This window comes from Glutamicibacter ardleyensis (assembly GCF_014644555.1).
Classification (GTDB): domain Bacteria; phylum Actinomycetota; class Actinomycetes; order Actinomycetales; family Micrococcaceae; genus Glutamicibacter; species Glutamicibacter bergerei.
The window spans coordinates 128,549-146,173 of the sequence record NZ_BMKX01000008.1; the positions used below are offsets into that span (position 1 = coordinate 128,549).

Sequence of the window (17,625 nt, forward strand, 5' to 3'; positions counted from 1 at the left end):
TTCTCGTAACATGAAAACCTAATGTGGTTGGTTAAATGAACATCTCAGTTCGTACCTGACCGACTCCTCGAAGATGATTTCAGTACTCACAACGTAACGCACCTGCTTTTCCAATTCGCAGTTGTTTTCTCTTTGTGACGTTTTCTGGAGGGCCTTCGTTTCCCCAAATATTTCAAGGAGCATCAATAAGCATGGATTGGCGTAGCCGCGCGGCGTGTCTGGAAAAGGACCCGGAACTTTTCTTCCCGGTGGGTAACACCGGTCCGGCCCTCTTGCAGATCGAAGAGGCCAAAAGCGTATGCCGTCGATGCGACGTCACCGAAACCTGTCTGCAGTGGGCCATCGAGTCCGGACAGGACGCTGGCGTATGGGGCGGTATGAGTGAAGATGAGCGTCGTGCCCTAAAGCGTCGTGCTGCTCGGGCTCGTCGCGCTTCTTAGAGTAAAAGCTGCACCCGAGGTAGATCTCGCAACCCGGGATGCTGTCTGAAATCCGCCAGTGGGAATCCTACTGGCGGATTTCGACTTTAACTCGTGAAACACTCAGGCCAGCTGGGTAACCTACACTTAGTATCTGTGTTCGAAAGGAGCCGTGCAGTGTCTCAGACCCTTCAACTGTGCTCCCCTGTGGCAGGAGTTTGTCCTTGATAACCCCTGAACGACCAGACCAGCTCGTAGGACAAGTGCTCGGTCACCGGTACCGGTTAGATACTCTCATCGCTTTAGGTGGAATGTCTCGGGTCTACCGGGCCATGGATCTCAATTTGCACCGTTCGGTGGCAGTGAAGGTGCTGGACGAAAACTTCGCTAGCGAATCACTCGTTCGCGAACGTTTTGAGTCTGAAGCCATTATCGCCGCGAATATATCTCACCCGAATGTGGTGTCCATTCGCGATCATGCAATTTCGGGCAGTCACGTGTATCTCGTAATGGAATATGTGCGTGGCCAGAATCTTGCCGAGGTCATCGAAGAACGCGGACGTTTCACTCCACGCCAGATGCTCAGCATTCTAGAGCGCATCTGCAGTGGACTTCGCGCGGCTCATCTCGAAGGCATCGTGCATAGAGATATGAAGCCCGCCAACGTTTTGCTCTCAGACAACGGCGAAATCAAAATCACCGACTTTGGCTTAGCCCGGGCAGCTAGTGCCCATACCCAGTCCGCCACACTGGTTGCGACACTTTCCCATGTGTCCCCCGAGCTGGTTTCTGGCGCTCCTTCCGACTCACGTAGCGATATCTACGCAGTGGGCATCATGATCTATCAAATGCTCACCGGACAATTGCCCTTCCCCATGACTAATCCGGCAGCCATGATGAAGCATCACCTCGATTCGCCCATGCCAATGCCTTCTAATTTGGTACCAGGGCTGAGTGAAGATCTGGACGAACTGGTGCGCTATTGCACCGAAAAGGATCCTGAACGGCGTCCCCAAAATGCTGGATTTTTACTTGATGATGTCATCCAGATCCGATCAACGTTAACTGACGACGAGCTGGATCTCGATGCCGAGTCCTTAGGTGACGTTTCAGATCTTGCGCCTCTCGCAGCGGCTGCAATGCCGACCACGGTCCAGCAGCGACTCGATGAGTGGCAGCGTCATCGCGATGAACAACGTCAACCTTGGTGGATGGACGAAGATACCCTCGGCGAAACCGCAGCGACATCGTCCGAAGATTACTCTGCCGTGCCAGAGGACGACGCCACCACAGTAATCAGCACCTCCGATGCCACCGAAGTACTGGACCTGCGTGAGGCCCACACCACGACGGTACCCCGCATGGCCAATGAACACGAAGCCCCGGAGCCCTCGTTTTCCTCGGCCACTGCTGCTTATTCGCGAGAAGACTTGGACCAATTCGAGGATTCAGCTCCCACAGCAACCGACCTTGCGGTCCCAACAGTTCAAGACAAAGTATCGGCCCGTGCACTGAAGCAAGAACAAAAGCGGGCGGCCAAGGAATGGCGCAAAACTGCGCAGGTTCCAACCCACCAGCTGGTGAGACCTAAAACTGGTGGGCGTCGGGCGATGATCACCGTGGTGCTAATCTTCGTCGTTGCCTTAGTCGCTGCCTGCGCATGGTTCTTCGGCCGTGGCCCGGGAACAATCATTCGTGTCCCGTCGCTCACCGGAATGCTGCAAACTCAGGCAGTCTCCCAGTTTGATAGTCAAGGTGTCCCGGTACGTGTGAACTCGGTCTACGACGATGAAATCGCCGTCGGCAGAGTTGTGCAGTCCAAGCCAAACACCGGCGAAAGTTTGATGAAATTTCAGGGCGTCAACCTGCTAGTTTCCCGTGGCCCTGAACTTTTTGAAATTCCTGCACTGCAAGGTTTGAGCCAAACTGAAGCAACTTCCCGCCTCGCCGATAAGGGTTTGACGAAGGTAAAGACGAGTCAGGAGTATTCATCCTCTGTTGAAGATGGCAAGGTTATTTCCAGCTCTCCTGCCGCGGGTGAAATGGCTAGCCGGAAAAACACCATCTCGCTGACTCTCTCCCGTGGCCCGGCCCCAGTCCAGGTGCCGAATGTTCTCGGACTGACCCATGAACAAGCAAAACAGAAATTTAACGATGTAGGACTGAAACTGGTTGTCGGCGAGAAGCAGTATTCTTCTGATATCGCCCCCGAATTGGTGGTAGCGCAAAGCACGCAGAATCAGACGGTCCCCTACGGCAGTTCCGTTACGGTGAACCTCTCCAAGGGGCCAGAACTCCTCCAGGTCCCCTCTGTCCTTGGCCAGAGTCTCACGGAAGCCACCGCCACTCTTGAAGCTGCCGGGTTTACCGTTTCTAATCGATCGATGCTCGGCGGCTTCTCAGATACCGTACGCATGCAAACCCCGCTGAATCAGCAGGCCGAGCGTGGTAGCGAGGTCAGTCTGTATACGTTCTAGTTTTTTGGTTTGTGGTAACAAAAAATCCTGGCTTCTCTCACTACGAGAGAAGCCAGGATTTTTGTGCGTTGGACGGGTTAGCGTCGGCCGCGGCTTTGCAGGGCACCAGAAACGAGGAACGCCATTTCCAGTGACTGCTTGTGGTTCAGTCGAGGGTCGCAGACCGACTCGTAGAGATCGTCGAACTGCTCTTGACGGATCGGATCGGCGCCACCGAGGCACTCTGCTACATCGTCACCGGTCATTTCCACGTGCAAGCCACCCGGGAAGGTGCCAAGCGAATCGTGGACTTCGAAGAAGCCGCGGACTTCGTCCATAACATCGTCGAACCTGCGGGTTTTGTAACCGTTTTCGCTGGTGACGGTGTTGCCGTGCATTGGGTCGGTGACCCAAAGTACCTGCGCACCGGAAGCGGTAACCTTCTCGACCAGGTTTGGCAGCTTCTCGCGAATGTTCTGCGCACCCATGCGGGTAATGAAGGTCAGGCGTCCTGGCTCGCGGTTCGGATCAAGTTTCTCGATCAATGCCAGCGCGTCTTCTGGCTTGGTATTCGGACCAAGCTTCACGCCAATTGGGTTGCGTACGCGCGACAGGAAGTCCACGTGTGCGTGATCCAGCTGACGGGTACGCTCACCGATCCACAGGAAGTGTCCCGAGGTGTCATATGGCTGCCCGGTACGTGAATCAGTTCGCGTTAGTGCGCGTTCGTAATCCAGCAACAATGCTTCGTGGGAAGCAAAGAACTCGGTACGCTTCAGTGCTTCGAAGTCGGCTCCGCAGGCATCCATAAAACGGATCGCCGAGTCGATTTCTCCGGCAAGCTGCTCGTAAGCCGAGTGTGCTGGGTTCGCCATGAAACCTGCGTTCCACGAGTGAACGCTGCGCAGGTCAGCGAAACCGCCCTGGGTGAACGCACGAATCAAGTTCAGCGTCGCCGAGGAGGTGTTGTAAGCCTGCACCAGACGCTTAGGATCGTGAGCACGGGTCTCTGGAGTGAAGTCATAACCGTTGACGATGTCGCCGCGGAATGCCGGCAGAGTCACGCCGTCTCGGGTCTCATCGTTAGAAGAACGTGGCTTGGCAAATTGCCCAGCCATGCGTCCCATCTTGATGACCGGCATCGAAGCGCCATAGGTCAGCACAACAGCCATCTGCAAAATCGTTTTCACACGCGAAGAGATCTTGTCTGCGGTCGCTCCGTCAAAGGTTTCGGCGCAGTCGCCACCCTGAAGGAGGAAGGCTTTGCCCTGTGCCGCGGCTGCAAGACGTTCACGCAAAATGTCCACTTCACCAGCAAAAACCAGTGGCGGACGTGAACCCAGTTCGGAAATTGAAGCGCTATAGTCCGGGTGCTCACGCCAGGTGGGCTGTTGGGCAATAGGCAGATCACGCCACGCATCAAGTTGAGGGTCGGTGGCGGGGCCGGCTACAGAGGAGCCAGGCAATGGGGTTCGGTTTTCTTCGCTCACCCTAAAGATTCTACGTGTGAGAGCCTCAAAGCACCGCGATGAATGTAACAACTGGGCGTAACACACCGAATCTGGACACTGCCGAGCATCTCTGTACTAGCTATTTTTAGTTTTTTTCGGAGCGTATACGTCTACGTAGTTCTGACCGGAGAGCTCGTTGATGGCCTTGCGAATATCATCGGCCACCAGGCGCAAGATCTGCGGGTCATCAGCTTGGCCAGCGTACTGGCTGAAATCCAAGGGGGTTCCCAGATGTATGCCGATCCGCCCAGGTTTGGGGATCCCTCGCCCAATGGGCTGGACTTTGTCGGTACCGATCATAGCGATAGGGATAACGGGCGCACCGGATTCAATGGCTAGTTTTGCGACACCAAGTTTGGCGCGGTAAAGCCGACCGTCTGGCGAACGTGTTCCTTCTGGGTAGATACCCAGTAACTTGCCTTCTTTTAATGCGCGGTTGGCGCTAGCTAGCGCTGCCGCTGAACCTTTACCGCCGGAACGGTCCATCGGCAGCTGATTAATGTTGCGGAAGAACCACGCGACCAATCGTCCTTTGGGTCCTTTGCCTTTAAAATAATCGTCCTTGGCCAAAAAGATCACCGGGCGTTCGAGGCTGGCCGGTAGGAATACCGAATCACTTACCGAGAGGTGGTTTGAGGCAAGAATCGCCGCGCCCTGTACGGGAATGTTGTCGATACCTTGAAGATCGATCTTGAAAAAGATACGCAACAAGGGCCGAACCGCGAACCGTTTGAGAAAGTCGTAGAGCACGGGGTGGCATTCCTTCGTTTTGTCTTCGAACGTTTATGCGTGGGTTCGCTGCTGCGTGCGTTGATTCCACTCCATACAATTGTGCACTACGCTCGACTATGAACCGTTAAATTATTAGGGGTGCACATGATGAAAGACGCTACTTCGATCTCAGGGACCACGTCGGACGTGGATTTTGCTGTGCTGTTAATCCATGGCTTTACCGGCTCCACTACAGCTATGCGCCCCTGGGCTGACTCCCTAGAAGAGCAGGGTGTGCCCACCAGCGTTCCGATACTTCCCGGTCATGAAACCCACTGGCAAGACATGATTGGACGTCCTTATCACCAGTGGATCCAACGCACCGAAGATGCCTACGATGAACTCGCAGCAACACATCGAAGAGTTTTTGTCGCCGGCCTGTCCATGGGTGGCGCTTTGGCGTTACACCTTGCCACACGCAGAAACGTCGCTGGTGTGTCATTGGTTAATCCCGGATTGGTCATCGATTCACAGGTGGCACCTTACGCGGGATATTTGCGCCGAGTCGTTCGTTCGGTCGCTCCAATCAGCAATGACATTGCGCTGCCAGGAGCCGATGAAAATGCCTATCCTCGCACGCCGGTAGCCGCCGTACAAGAGTTGTATAAGCTCTTCGCACAAACCCGTGCCCGACTTCCCTTGGTGGGCGCACCGGTTCAATTATTTCGTTCCGCTGTGGACAACGTCGTTTCGGATGCATCCGTACACGAATTGCTCAAAGGACTGGAGCCGGGAATTCTTCGCGAACGTATCGCGTTGTCACGCAGTAGGCACGTGGCGACGTTGGATTATGATGCGCCGAAAATTTTCAAAGAATCACTGCGTTTTTTCACCGATGTGACAGCGCGGGAAGAGGCTAAGTGAATCCGGCAGAGCAAGAGCCATCAAACACCGAAGATCCCCGCTGGGATGAGTTGGTGGACAACTTTAGAAACCTAGAGGTCCCCGCTCCGCGTGAGCCGAGCGCAGAAGAGCGCGCTGCCGAATTAGCAAAATTGTTTAATACCGGACCGCTGGCACGCGGTCCGCGTGATTACGTGGCCGATGAAACACCGGAAGAGTTCATTCCCGAAGAACCTGCCGCCATAGGCAGCGGCGACCCGATGCTCAACCTAGCGTGGGTTGGCGCCGTGGGCGGTCCCTTTGGACTGCTTTTTTGTGTAATCTTCTTTCGAAGCGCTCCAGGCTTTATTTATCTTGGCCTAGCGGCCGCCGCGATCATCGGTATTTTTTACTTGCTGCGAAGACTTCCGACTCAGCGAGATCCGGGAGATGATGGGGCTAAGGTCTAACCAACTTGGAACACTTCCATAGCTACGTTACTATCAAGTAATATAGATGTGACACAGCTTACGTATTGTCATAGCCCGAACACTTAGCACAGGAGATGAGTACCAGATGCGCGAATACAGCTCGCCACTTCGCATCCACTCGCCGGAAAATTCGAACATTACCGATCTGCTCCTAAGGCATGCTAATTCAGCAGCCAATCCGGCGCTCTTCTCGGTACCCGCTGCTAATGGGGATTGGCAGGACATCACCGCTTCACAGTTTGCCGCCGATGTCTCGGCAATCGCACGTGGATTTATCGCTTCGGGTATTGAGCAAGGTTCGCGCATCGGCCTAATGGCGCGCACTCGCTACGAATGGACACTAGTTGACTTCGCAATCTGGTACGCCGGTTGCATCACCGTACCGATCTATGAAACTTCCTCCCCCAGCCAGGTTGCCTGGATCATTGCCGACTCTGGCGCCCGCGCGGTGGTAGTGGAATCTGCCAAACATGAAAATGTTGTCCGTCAGGCGGCCCATCAAGAATCCTTAGACGAGCTGGACGAGGTGTGGCAATTTGACGCTGGCCTTGATGAGCTGCGCGAGCTCGGGAAAAACGTGAGCGATGAGCAACTCGAAGCGCGTCGATCCGCGGCTACGCTCAATGACGTAGCCACGGTAATTTATACTTCCGGGACTACCGGACGCCCCAAGGGCTGCGAATTGACCCACGGCAACTTCGTTGAGCTTTCTGACAACGCTGCCGCGGAACTTCCTGAATGTGTCTACCCCGGCGCAGCGACCATCATGTTCCTGCCACTAGCGCACATCTTCGCCCGCTATATCTCGATACTGGCCGTTTCCGTTGGCTGCCGTGTCGGCCATACCCCAGACGTCAAAAACCTGCTGCCTGACCTCCAGTCATTTCAACCAAGCTTCATTCTCGCCGTACCCCGTGTGTTCGAAAAGGTATACAACTCAGCCATGCTGAAGGCCGAAGACGGCGGTAAGGGCAAGATCTTCCACGCTGGTGTTGACGTCGCAGTTGCTTATTCTCGCGCGCTGGAGAACGGCAATGTTCCACTAGTACTCAAAGCCAAGCACAAACTCTTTGATGTGTTGCTCTATAACAAGTTGCGCACCGCTATGGGTGGAAAAATTCGCTATGCAGTCTCCGGCGGCGCTCCCCTGGGCCAGCGTCTAGGACACTTCTTTAACGGAATTGGCGTGACAATTCTCGAAGGTTACGGCCTGACCGAAACCACAGCTCCAATCAGCGTAAACACCCCCGGCAAGATCAAGATCGGCACCGTCGGTCGCCCATTGCCTGGCAACGCAGTCCGTATTGCAGAAGACGGCGAGATCCTGACCAAGGGTATTTGCGTGATGCGCGGTTACCACAACCGGCCAGATCTCGAAGCAGAAACGTTCACCGATGGCTGGTTCCGTACCGGTGACGTTGGAGAGCTCGATTCTGACGGGTTCTTGAAAATCACCGGCCGTAAGAAGGAAATTATCGTTACCGCCAGCGGTAAGAACGTTATTCCAGCATTGCTCGAAGATCAGATTCGTGCCGACGCATTAGTTTCACAGTGCGTCGTCCTAGGTGACGGTCGCCCGTTCATCTCGGCACTAGTCACGCTAGACGCCGAGTCGCTACCGGGCTGGCTGGAACGCAACCAGTTAGATAAGTCATTGACTATCGAACAAGCTGGAGAACTCGACGTGGTCAAGACTCATATTCAGTCGCTGGTCGACAAAGCGAACAAATCTGTGAGCCGCGCCGAAGCGATCAAGGCGTTCCGCATTGTGCCCACGGATTTCACCGAGACCTCCGGTCATTTGACCCCTTCGATGAAGATCAAGCGTGCTGTGGTGTTCAAGGACTACGAACAGGTCATTGACGAAATCTATTCGGCAGCCAAGCCAGTCGCATAGGTTAGCACCGCATCAGCAAGTGCCCACTGATCGTGGGATGAAGCGGCCCAGGGAAACCTGCGGCCGCTTTGTTGTACCCGCTCAGCAAAATCTAAGGGTAGGATCACACGTTCAAAAACTGGTGCGACAGTCCCTGATTTAGCTGATCCCAACTGCGCGTAAAGTAAGTTTTCTGCCAAACTTGTTTGCCCATTGAGCAAGAGCCATTGCACTAGATCCATGAGCGCGGGTTCTGCTTTCGCGGAGGTACCACCCAATACAACCAGAACGTCTGCTTTGGTAAAGTGCCCGGTCAACGCCGCTTGAACTCGTTCAGGGCCCGCTGCCCGAACCTGCGAAGACAACGAGAGCTCTTGAAATTGGGCTTGCAGGAAACCCGCGAGTGTTTCTGCCGGCAACGATGAGTCTAGGGCGAAAACACTGACATTCAGGGATGCTCGTATTTTTCCTGCAGCGAGGGCTTTCGCCCGTAACATTGCTGGTTTAAGTGTTACGTCCTGCTTGCGCGATAAACGCATCGCTCTCCTTGCCCAAGATTTGAGTTTAAACCGTTTCCTTGACGATTTCGAGGCCACCAGTGAGCATCGTTCCATAGATGCCCCAAGTGTTCCAGTTTGCTAGCCCGCAAAGTTGTACAAACATTGATATGTCATAACAATGGCGTGGCACCTAGGGAGCAATCCCTAGGTGCCACGCCATTGCAGATTGGTAAACGCTACCTATACCGGCGTTTACTTAGGTTCAATAACCAGGAGCAAATCTCCACCCTGAACCTGGCTAGTTCCCTCGAAAGTCACCTGAGAAACGACGCCTGACGCATTAGTAGTAATGCCAGCTTCCATCTTCATCGCTTCAATGGTGGCTACCGATTGTCCGGACTCGACCAAGTCTCCGACCTTAACATTGATCGTCACCGCGCCAGCGAATGGCGCTGCCACGTGACCGGAGTTCTTTGGATCGGCCTTTGGCGCGCTCTTTACCGTTGATTCAACGGATTCGTCGCGAACCTTAATCTGACGAGACTGACCGTTGAGCGAGAACACCACAGTGCGCAGGCCCTTTTCGTCGGCTTCAGAAACCGAAATCAGCTTGACCAGCAAGCGGACACCGGTGCCAAGCGAAACCACGCGCTCCACGTCCGGGCTCAGCCCGAAGAGGTAATCACGGGTGTGCAATACCGAGAGGTCGCCGTAGTTCTCCACAGACTTTTCGAAGTCGCGAGTTGGACCAGCAAACAATAAGCGGTTCAGCGTCGCGCGGATCGTCTCGTCGTCGCTAGTCAGCGCGGCCAAGTCCTCATCCGAGAGCGCCTCTACGTGATTGCGCACGGTACGACCCTGTAATGCCTTGGTGCGGAACGGTTCTGGCCAGCCTCCAGGAGGGTTACCCAATTCGCCCGAAAGGAACTGGATGACCGAATCAGGGATGTCGAAGTTCTGCGGGTTGGATTCGAATTCAGCAGCCGGCACGCCGGAGCCGACGAGCTGGAGCGCTAGATCGCCAACCACCTTGGATGATGGGGTCACCTTCACTACGTTACCCAGCATGTCGTTGACCGACGCGTACATGGACTCAATGGCTTCGAAGCGTTCGCCCAGTCCCAATGCAATGGCCTGCTGGCGCAGGTTTGAGAGCTGACCACCGGGGATTTCGTGCTGGTAAACGCGTCCGGTGGGAGCCGGTAGTCCGGATTCGAATGGCTTGTACATTGCGCGCACAGCTTCCCAGTAAGGCTCTAGGGAGGCAACTGCAGCCAGTGATAGGCCAGAATCGCGTTCGGTGCGCTCCAAGGCAGCGACCAATGCCGAAGCCGATGGCTGGCTGGTAGTGCCTGCCATCGCTGCCGAGGCAACGTCCACCGCATCCACGCCAGCCTCGATGGCTGCCGTAAGGGTAGCCATCTGGCCACCAGCAGTATCGTGGGTGTGCAGGTGAACCGGCACGTCGAAACGTGCTCGCAAGGCGGTGACAAGCTTCTTCGCCGCAGCAGGACGAAGCAGGCCGGCCATATCCTTGATGGCGATGATGTGTGCGCCAGCATCGATGATCTGCTGAGCTAGATTCAGGTAGTAATCCAGCGTGTATAGCTTCTCATTGGGATCAAGCAGGTTGCCGGTGTAGCACAAGGCCACTTCTGCGACCGCGGTTCCGGTTTCACGGACCGCCTTGATAGCCGGAGCCATCTGCGCCACGTCGTTCAGTGCATCGAAGATACGGAAGATATCGACGCCACTCTTAGCTGCCTGCTTCACAAAGGCATCGGTCACCTCAGTTGGGTACGGAGTGTAACCAACGGTGTTACGACCACGAAGAAGCATCTGCAATGGAATATTCGGCAGTTCGGCGCGCAGTAGCTCCAAACGCTTCCATGGATCTTCACCTAGGAATCGCAGCGATACATCGTAGGTTGCCCCGCCCCAGACCTCCATGGAGAACAACTGCGGCACGGTGTGTGCATACGCAGGAGCGGCCGCAAGCAGATCACGGGTACGAACACGTGTTGCTAGCAACGATTGATGGGCGTCACGGAAAGTGGTGTCGGTGATACCCACCGCGGTTGAATCGCGCAGCGCCTTGGCAAAGCCTTCAGGACCCAGGTCGATAAGTTTCTGGCGCCAGCCAGCTGGCGGTGTTACCGACTTCGAAGGGCCATCAAATGGCGAGCGCTCAGGCTCGGAGGCTTTGTCGCCTGGGAAGCTTGGAAGCTTCTTACGAGGATCAATGCCATCGATGCGTTCGCCGTTGGGCTTATTGACAGTTACGTGCGCCAGGTAGTTAAGCGCCTTAGTACCGCGGTCCTGAGATTCATTACCGGTCAGCAGGTCCGGACGCGAGTCAATGAAGTCTGTGGCGACATCGCCGGCGATGAACTGCGGATCGTTCAAAACGTTCTGAATGAACGGGATGTTGGTCGCAACGCCACGCACGCGGAATTCAGCGAGAGCTCTGCGTGCACGTGCCACGGCAGTGGCGTAATCGCGGCCACGGCAGGTGAGCTTGACCAGCATCGAGTCAAAGTGCGGTGAAACTTCAGCACCGGTGTAAATCGTGCCGCCGTCTAGACGCACGCCAGAACCACCGGCAGAGCGGTAAACAGTAATTGTTCCAACGTCCGGGCGGAATCCATTAGCCGGATCCTCGGTAGTGATACGAGACTGGATGGCCCAACCACGAACTTGAATGGTGTCCTGGCTGATATCCAGGTCGCTCAGGGTTTCGCCTGCGGCAATGCGCATCTGGGCCTGGACCAAGTCAATATCGGTGACTTCTTCAGTCACCGTGTGCTCTACCTGGATACGTGGGTTCATTTCGATGAACACGTGCTGTCCGGCACGCTCACCGACGGTATCCACCAAGAATTCCACGGTACCGGCGTTCTGGTATCCCAGAGCCTTAGCGAACTTAACCGCATCGCGGAATAGAGCCTGCCGGATCGAATCATCGAGGTTTGGAGCGGGCGCAATCTCCACAACCTTCTGATGACGACGCTGCAAGGAGCAATCACGCTCATGCAGGTGGACCACGTTGCCCTGTTCGTCGGCGAGGATCTGAACTTCAATGTGACGCGGACGAAGTACTGCCTGCTCTAGGAAAACTGTGGGATCACCGAAAGCCGTACCGGCTTCGCGCATTGCCGCGCCCATCAGCTCTGGTAAGTCTTCGCGCTTGTCCACACGGCGCATACCGCGCCCACCGCCACCGGCAACTGCCTTGACGAAGATTGGGAAACCAATACGGTCAGCTTCGGCTAATAGGAAGTCCACATCGTCGCTTGGCTCCGAGGATTCCAGCACGGGAATGCCTGCCTTGCGTGCAGCCTTCAGCGCTGCGACCTTATTACCAGCTAGCTCAAGAACGTCCGCCTTTGGACCAATGAACTTAATGCCGCTTTCTGCTGCCTTGCGTGCCAGGTCTGGGTTTTCCGAGAGGAAACCATAGCCTGGGTAAATAGCATCTGCGCCGGCTTCTTTGGCGACGCGAATGATTTCGTCAATGTCCAGGTAAGCGCGAACAGGGTGTCCCTCTTCGCCAATCTGGTAGGCCTCTCCAGCCTTCTGCCGGTGGATCGAGTTTCGGTCTTCATATGGGTAGACGGCAACTGTTTTAGCGCCGAGTTCGTATCCAGCGCGGAAAGCACGAATTGCAATCTCACCGCGGTTGGCGACCAAGATCTTCTCAAACATATTTTCCCTACATCGATTCAGCACACCCGTTTGGGTTCGGATTCGCGTCCACATATGGACGCTTCATCTCGTATTACCCGGGTGCGGGGCTTCGCATAACGGATATTTTTAACCGCTGCTGTGGATACCCTACCGTGATCGGGTACACAATTACCAAACATTTCGCCCTGTGGTCTGACCACAAACTTAACTAGACAGTTTATGGATCTTTTTTGGCATAGGTACATTCGTGCTAAAAATCCCACGTTGCGGAGTCGGGGAATTACCGCTTGGCACACTATGATAAAGGGAGACTAAATATTCGGTGGGACACATAATCAGCGAACAGTGAAAGGCGTGGTCTGGTCCGTGCATGTAGTGAGCATCAGCAGCCTCAAGGGTGGCGTAGGAAAAACCTCCGTAACACTCGGATTGGCCTCAGCAGCACTCGCAGCCGGAATTCCGACGCTCGTGATCGACTTAGATCCGCACGCGGACGCGAGCACTGGCTTGGGAGTACGAGTAAACGGTAAGCAGCCAATTGGGCAAATGCTCAAGAACGTTCGCCGTGCACGCCTACAGGACAATGTCGCAGCAAGCGCATGGCAGTCCAAAGCGGCCGAAAAGAAATCGCGGACACGTATTCCTGTACTAGATGTTGCCGTCGGCGATGCCTTTACCGGAATTTATGACCGTCCGGATTTACGTACTCGTGACTTACGCCGTCTGTCCCAGTTATTGAGTCGCACTAGCGGTTACCAGCTTGTTCTTATCGACTGCCCACCTTCGCTAAACGGTCTAACCCGCATGGCATGGAGCGCGTCGGACCAACTATTGCTCGTTGCCGAGCCAAGCTTATTCTCCGTTGCGGGAACGGAACGAACCCAGCGTGCCTTGGAACTATTCCGCCGCGAATTCGCTCCATCGCTAGGCCCCGTCCGTGTTGTCGCGAACCGAGTGCGTAAAGACTCCGCAGAGCATACATTCCGTCTCAACGAAATGCGTCAAATGTTCGGCGACTCAATGGTGAAGCCGGAAATTCCTGAGCACCCTGAGTGGCAGCAGATCCAGGGCGCCGCTTATTCGGTGCATCAGTGGCCAAGTAAGGCCACTGCGCCCATGCTTGGCCAGTTCGATGCATTACTCAAGGAACTCATGTCGGCTGCACCCACGCCAAACAGCTAGAGACACCACTTATACATAAAAAGCTTCGGCTCTAACCACTTGAAAAAGTTGGTTAGAGCCGAAGCTTTTTGTTTCTAATTAAGTATTTAGCCGACGTTCCGAGCGGCCTTTGCCGCACGGCGAGCAGAGATCTCGTCGGTAGCCAATTGATCACTGGTACTTTCGGACGGAAGCGCCGCCAATGATCCTTCGACCTCACGCCAGACTCGGCCCACAGCAATGCCGAAGACCCCTTGTCCAGCTTGAACCAGGTCAATTACTTCATCGGCACTGGTGCATTCGTAGACCGATGCTCCGTCACTCATCAAAGTAATTTGCGCCAGATCTTCAACTCCACGTTCACGAAGATGGCTGACTGCGGTCCGAATTTGTTGCAAAGAAACCCCGGTGTCCAAAAGTCGCTTGACTACTTTCAAGACCAGAATGTCGCGGAAGGAGTAGAGTCGCTGCGTGCCCGAGCCTTTAGCACCGCGCACTGCTGGTTCAACCAGACCTGTTCGGGCCCAGTAATCAAGCTGACGGTAGGTAATCCCGGCCGCCTTGCACACTACCGGTCCACGGTAACCAGCATGTTCATCTAGTTCAGGTAGATCATCAGTGAAGAGCAAGCCTTGAGTATTGGATCGCTGAACGCCACCGGTGGTCCCAAGACGAGGACCGGTCTGGCTAGACTCCATCCAAATACTCCTAGTGTGTAAGCAAAATCCATTGAGAGATGAGAGATTTCCAAGCGACTGATAGGTGCGAGTGATGGCGAACCATGGATCGGTCAACAGGAATTTTCCCTATGCTTCGACGGTACGGCCATAAGGGGCTTTGGCCAAAGACCTTCAAGCTTAACTTTAAGGCGTGTCGCTTTTGAGACTTGCATGCTGGGTTAGGCGGAGAAATCCTCAGGATCAATATTGTCCAGAAACTCCCTGAATTCACGCATTTGCGCTTCGGGCAGCTCTTCATCTTCCGACTCAATTTCAATGGCTACTCCCGCAGATTCCATGACCTCTTCGGTGCAAAGAATCGGGCACTGAGCGCGGACCGCTAAAGCAATGGCATCCGATGATCTAGAATCCACACGTTTGCCATTTGAGAGCACAAGTTCCGCCGTGAAAATCGCGTTTTGCACCGAGACGATTTCAACTCGCTGTAGGCTCACTTCGAGCGCTTCCAGTAAGTTGATCAGTAAATCATGTGTCATCGGCCTTGGCGGCGTTAAGCCCTGTTCAGACATGGCTATCGCAGAGGCTTCGGGTGCCCCGATCCACAGCGGAAGATAGAGATTCTGTTCATGACGCTTTAACAGCAGAAGCGGCTGGTTCGAAGGAAGTTGGATTCGAATCCCGGCAAACTCTAGTTCAAGCATGGACTCCCCCTAGTGTTGCGAACTCGTTGCTAAGCTCAGCCTAGCGATCAAGTTGTGAAATCGCACGCTGCACCAGCGCCTCATGCAATTCAAGGCACTGACGAGATATTTCTTGGGCCTCTTCAGCGGCTCTAGCACGCGCCGAAACTTCAGGCTTTTTCAAGTCCGCACCAATGATTGATTCGATGAGCGAGAATTCGCGCTCGGCAGCCGTACGGAACTGTCGCAGGTGACGTGGTTCAATTCCGTGATTTGAGAGCTCGACGGCAGACTTCGTGACTCGCACGCTATGCGAATCGAACCGACCCGATTCCGGCTCTATCAAGCCAAAATTAACTAGTTCGTTAACTAGTTCCTCGCTCGCAGCGGTCAGCCCGCACAACTCAGCTAGCGAAACCGGACGGGAATGCCGATCGATTGCTTCAGCCATCTCGCTGTTAACTGCCTGTGGTGCTGCTGGAGCGCCTCCTGGAAGCGCTGCAGGAGCTTCCCCGCGATCGATCGCGTCCAGGTGATCTTTGATGACCTTCAATGGCAGGTATTGATCCCGCTGGACCGAGAGGATAAAGCGCAGTCGGCTGACATCTGAAGCTATGTACTTACGGTATCCCGCCGAGGTGCGTTGCGGAATAATCAAACCTTTGTCCTCTAAGAAACGAATTTTGGAGGCAGTAACTCGAGGAAACTCATCTTTTAGCTCGGAGAGCACTTCGCCAATGTTCAGTGCTGCCGTTCTCACGTTCTCGTGGCGAACTGCCTCGAGTCGTGGGCTACGGGCTGCATCAAAGACTGGCAAAGGAGAGGCTCCTCAAATTGTTAGGTTGAAAGATAGCCCGAACCGCAGGCCACCAGGAAACTAGTTCAGTACCTAGCTTAAACGTTTGGCACGCTCTGGTAGAAATTGAGTCGGAATTTACCGATCTGCACCTGTACCGCATTGGCTAGAGTCACCGAATCAATACGATCACCATTGATGTAGGTTCCGTTTAGCGACCCAATGTCGCTGAGCGTAAATCCCTGGCCAACGCGCTCAAATTTTGCATGACGACGGGAAACAGTCACATCATCTAGAAAAATATCGGCATCCGGGTGACGACCAGCGATATTCGAATCCGTATCCAACAAGAAGCGCGCACCTTTGTTTGGCCCGGTATGGGCAATCAACAAGGCGGATCCCGCAGGAAGAGCTGCGACCGCAGTACGTTCATCATCCGACAATGGATAGATTACCGAGGGCTCTGCAGACTTGTGAGCCGCCGGCAAAGAGATATTGGTCGTTTCGGAGGCAGACTCGATATGCGGGTCAACCGGCCCATGTTCAGACATTTGGGGTCCTCCAAGAAAATTTGCTCTCAAGCTTGCGCTTGACGACCTTTAGGTAAACGGGTGATCAATGCTTTACACCAGACTATCTCCAGATTAGCCTACTCAGCGCCCAAGAGATAACACGATATTACAAATTTTTGAGGCTCGGCATGCTCAAACGTGCAATGATTCCTGCATGGAAGAGAAAACGCGCTCTGCGAGTGGCCCAACAAGCAATGAAGCCAAGACTCCTAGACCACGCTCAAATTGGAAAGTTCGATTGCTTCTAGGCGTAATTGCACTTGTCACCCTGCTAGTCATTTACGCGATCGCTACGATTTTCATGCCTGTTTGGTGGGCTACTAAAATTTCCAGCCATAATGCAGGTTCCGCGACCGGAGGCTGGATTTCAGGATTCTCCATCGGCTTCGTTTTTACGTTAATTCCAATTCTGGTACTTTGGCAGGTTCGTTACCGGAAGTTGAGCTGGCGGTGGCGCGGGGTAATCGCAATATTAGCGGTTGTTCTCGCTTTACCTAATTGGCTCACCCTTGGGATCTTCTGGAATCCCTCGGATGCGGCGCAGAAGGCACAGGCCATCTTGAATACCGGGGCAACTTGGTTCGGCGGCGCCACGCTCGTTGGTGCGATAAGCGCCGCGGTCATCGCTATGATCCTTGTCATTATCTGGCTGGTCTTCCGTCGACGAGGTGCACGCATCAGAGTTCTAGAAGCGCAACAGAAGTCACCGCTAGACTCCACAACTCATGACTACGACTAAGGAGAGGGTCGACAATGACTGAAATTCGACTCAAACGTGCCTATGTAGCTGCTGAAGAAGCTGACGGCTACCGGATCTTGGTTGATCGCTTATGGCCACGAGGACAGACCAAAGAAGTACTCAAGTTGGACCGTTGGGCAAAAGGCATCGCACCTTCTAGCGAACTGCGTAAGGCGTGGCATCATGATGCAGACAGATTTCCGGAATTTGCGGAGCATTATCGTCAAGAGCTCAACCAGAATCCTGCTGTCGACGAGTTCTTAGAACTTGTCGAAGTGCAACCGATAGTCACCCTCGTCTATGCGGCCAAAAATGTAGAAATCAACCATGCGATGGTGCTTCGTGACTTTCTGCGTGAACAGCTGACTCAGTAGCTTCATCCGTTGTTTTCGTTAGCGGAACAAAACAGACTCCGTCAACGCAAGCCATCTCGGATTCCGAGACTTGTTGAAGATCAAATTTGA

Annotated in this window: 16 protein-coding genes; 8 read left to right on the plus strand and 8 right to left on the minus strand. The window is 54.4% G+C overall.

Annotated elements, in window-relative coordinates:
- Positions 1-191 precede the first annotated feature (191 nt).
- Both IEX04_RS14545 and IEX04_RS14550 read left to right on the plus strand, forming a co-directional pair.
- Complete coding sequence (locus IEX04_RS14545; protein WP_096256388.1) at positions 192-440, plus strand: WhiB family transcriptional regulator; 249 nt, start codon at positions 192-194, stop codon at positions 438-440.
- A 203-nt stretch (positions 441-643) separates the two neighbouring features.
- Complete coding sequence (locus tag IEX04_RS14550; RefSeq protein WP_141392940.1) at positions 644-2,896, plus strand: Stk1 family PASTA domain-containing Ser/Thr kinase; 2,253 nt, start codon at positions 644-646, stop codon at positions 2,894-2,896.
- Between the two features lie 77 nt (positions 2,897-2,973).
- Here IEX04_RS14550 and IEX04_RS14555 read toward each other — a convergent pair whose 3' ends face one another.
- Both IEX04_RS14555 and IEX04_RS14560 read right to left on the minus strand, forming a co-directional pair.
- Positions 2,974-4,365 (minus strand): class II 3-deoxy-7-phosphoheptulonate synthase, encoded by a 1,392-nt coding sequence (locus IEX04_RS14555; protein WP_170947857.1) that lies wholly within the window; start codon positions 4,363-4,365, stop codon positions 2,974-2,976.
- 96 nt (positions 4,366-4,461) lie between these two features.
- Positions 4,462-5,136, minus strand: coding sequence for a lysophospholipid acyltransferase family protein (locus tag IEX04_RS14560; protein ID WP_096256386.1), 675 nt, complete (start codon positions 5,134-5,136; stop codon positions 4,462-4,464).
- 126 nt (positions 5,137-5,262) lie between these two features.
- On the opposite strand from IEX04_RS14560, the gene IEX04_RS14565 reads away from it, so the two are divergent.
- The 3 genes from IEX04_RS14565 (at position 5,263) to IEX04_RS14575 (ending at position 8,367) form a co-directional block, all read left to right on the plus strand.
- Positions 5,263-6,021, plus strand: coding sequence for an alpha/beta hydrolase (locus IEX04_RS14565; RefSeq protein WP_188686629.1), 759 nt, complete (start codon positions 5,263-5,265; stop codon positions 6,019-6,021).
- Positions 6,018-6,449 carry a hypothetical protein gene (locus tag IEX04_RS14570; RefSeq protein WP_096256384.1) on the plus strand — a complete coding sequence of 144 codons (432 nt, stop codon included), beginning with the start codon at positions 6,018-6,020 and terminating at the stop codon, positions 6,447-6,449. The genes IEX04_RS14565 and IEX04_RS14570 overlap by 4 nt, the downstream gene beginning before the upstream one ends.
- 106 nt (positions 6,450-6,555) lie before the next feature.
- Positions 6,556-8,367, plus strand: a complete 1,812-nt coding sequence (locus IEX04_RS14575; RefSeq protein WP_188686631.1) for an AMP-dependent synthetase/ligase — start codon at positions 6,556-6,558, stop codon at positions 8,365-8,367.
- Here IEX04_RS14575 and IEX04_RS14580 read toward each other — a convergent pair.
- Both IEX04_RS14580 and IEX04_RS14585 read right to left on the minus strand, forming a co-directional pair.
- Positions 8,340-8,885, minus strand: coding sequence for a hypothetical protein (locus tag IEX04_RS14580; RefSeq protein WP_188686633.1), 546 nt, complete (start codon positions 8,883-8,885; stop codon positions 8,340-8,342). The genes IEX04_RS14575 and IEX04_RS14580 overlap by 28 nt on opposite strands.
- A gap of 213 nt (positions 8,886-9,098) precedes the next feature.
- Positions 9,099-12,551: a pyruvate carboxylase gene (locus tag IEX04_RS14585; protein WP_188686635.1), complete on the minus strand. Its 3,453-nt coding sequence runs from the start codon at positions 12,549-12,551 to the stop codon at positions 9,099-9,101.
- 348 nt (positions 12,552-12,899) lie between these two features.
- On the opposite strand from IEX04_RS14585, the gene IEX04_RS14590 reads away from it, so the two are divergent.
- A complete protein-coding gene (locus tag IEX04_RS14590; RefSeq protein ID WP_096256455.1) occupies positions 12,900-13,715 on the plus strand; it encodes a ParA family protein in 816 nt (271 codons plus the stop codon).
- Between the two features lie 86 nt (positions 13,716-13,801).
- Here IEX04_RS14590 and IEX04_RS14595 read toward each other — a convergent pair whose 3' ends face one another.
- The 4 genes from IEX04_RS14595 to IEX04_RS14610 all read right to left on the minus strand — a co-directional run bounded on the left by IEX04_RS14595 (position 13,802) and on the right by IEX04_RS14610 (position 16,401).
- Entirely contained in the window at positions 13,802-14,392 is a 591-nt protein-coding gene (locus IEX04_RS14595) for a MerR family transcriptional regulator (protein WP_188686637.1), read from the minus strand.
- Positions 14,393-14,592: 200 nt separating this feature from the next.
- Positions 14,593-15,075, minus strand: a complete 483-nt coding sequence (locus IEX04_RS14600) for a bifunctional nuclease family protein (protein WP_096256379.1) — start codon at positions 15,073-15,075, stop codon at positions 14,593-14,595.
- A 40-nt stretch (positions 15,076-15,115) separates the two neighbouring features.
- Positions 15,116-15,871 carry a transcriptional regulator FtsR gene (gene ftsR, locus IEX04_RS14605; protein WP_096256378.1) on the minus strand — a complete coding sequence of 252 codons (756 nt, stop codon included), beginning with the start codon at positions 15,869-15,871 and terminating at the stop codon, positions 15,116-15,118.
- A 77-nt stretch (positions 15,872-15,948) separates the two neighbouring features.
- Positions 15,949-16,401, minus strand: coding sequence for an FHA domain-containing protein (locus IEX04_RS14610; RefSeq protein ID WP_096256377.1), 453 nt, complete (start codon positions 16,399-16,401; stop codon positions 15,949-15,951).
- Positions 16,402-16,576: 175 nt separating this feature from the next.
- Here IEX04_RS14610 and IEX04_RS14615 point away from each other — a divergent pair, with 175 nt between their 5' ends.
- Positions 16,577-17,161 (plus strand): permease, encoded by a 585-nt coding sequence (locus IEX04_RS14615; RefSeq protein WP_096256376.1) that lies wholly within the window; start codon positions 16,577-16,579, stop codon positions 17,159-17,161.
- A 14-nt stretch (positions 17,162-17,175) separates the two neighbouring features.
- Positions 17,176-17,535: a DUF488 domain-containing protein gene (locus IEX04_RS14620; protein ID WP_096256375.1), complete on the plus strand. Its 360-nt coding sequence runs from the start codon at positions 17,176-17,178 to the stop codon at positions 17,533-17,535.
- The last annotated feature ends 90 nt before the right edge of the window (positions 17,536-17,625 follow it).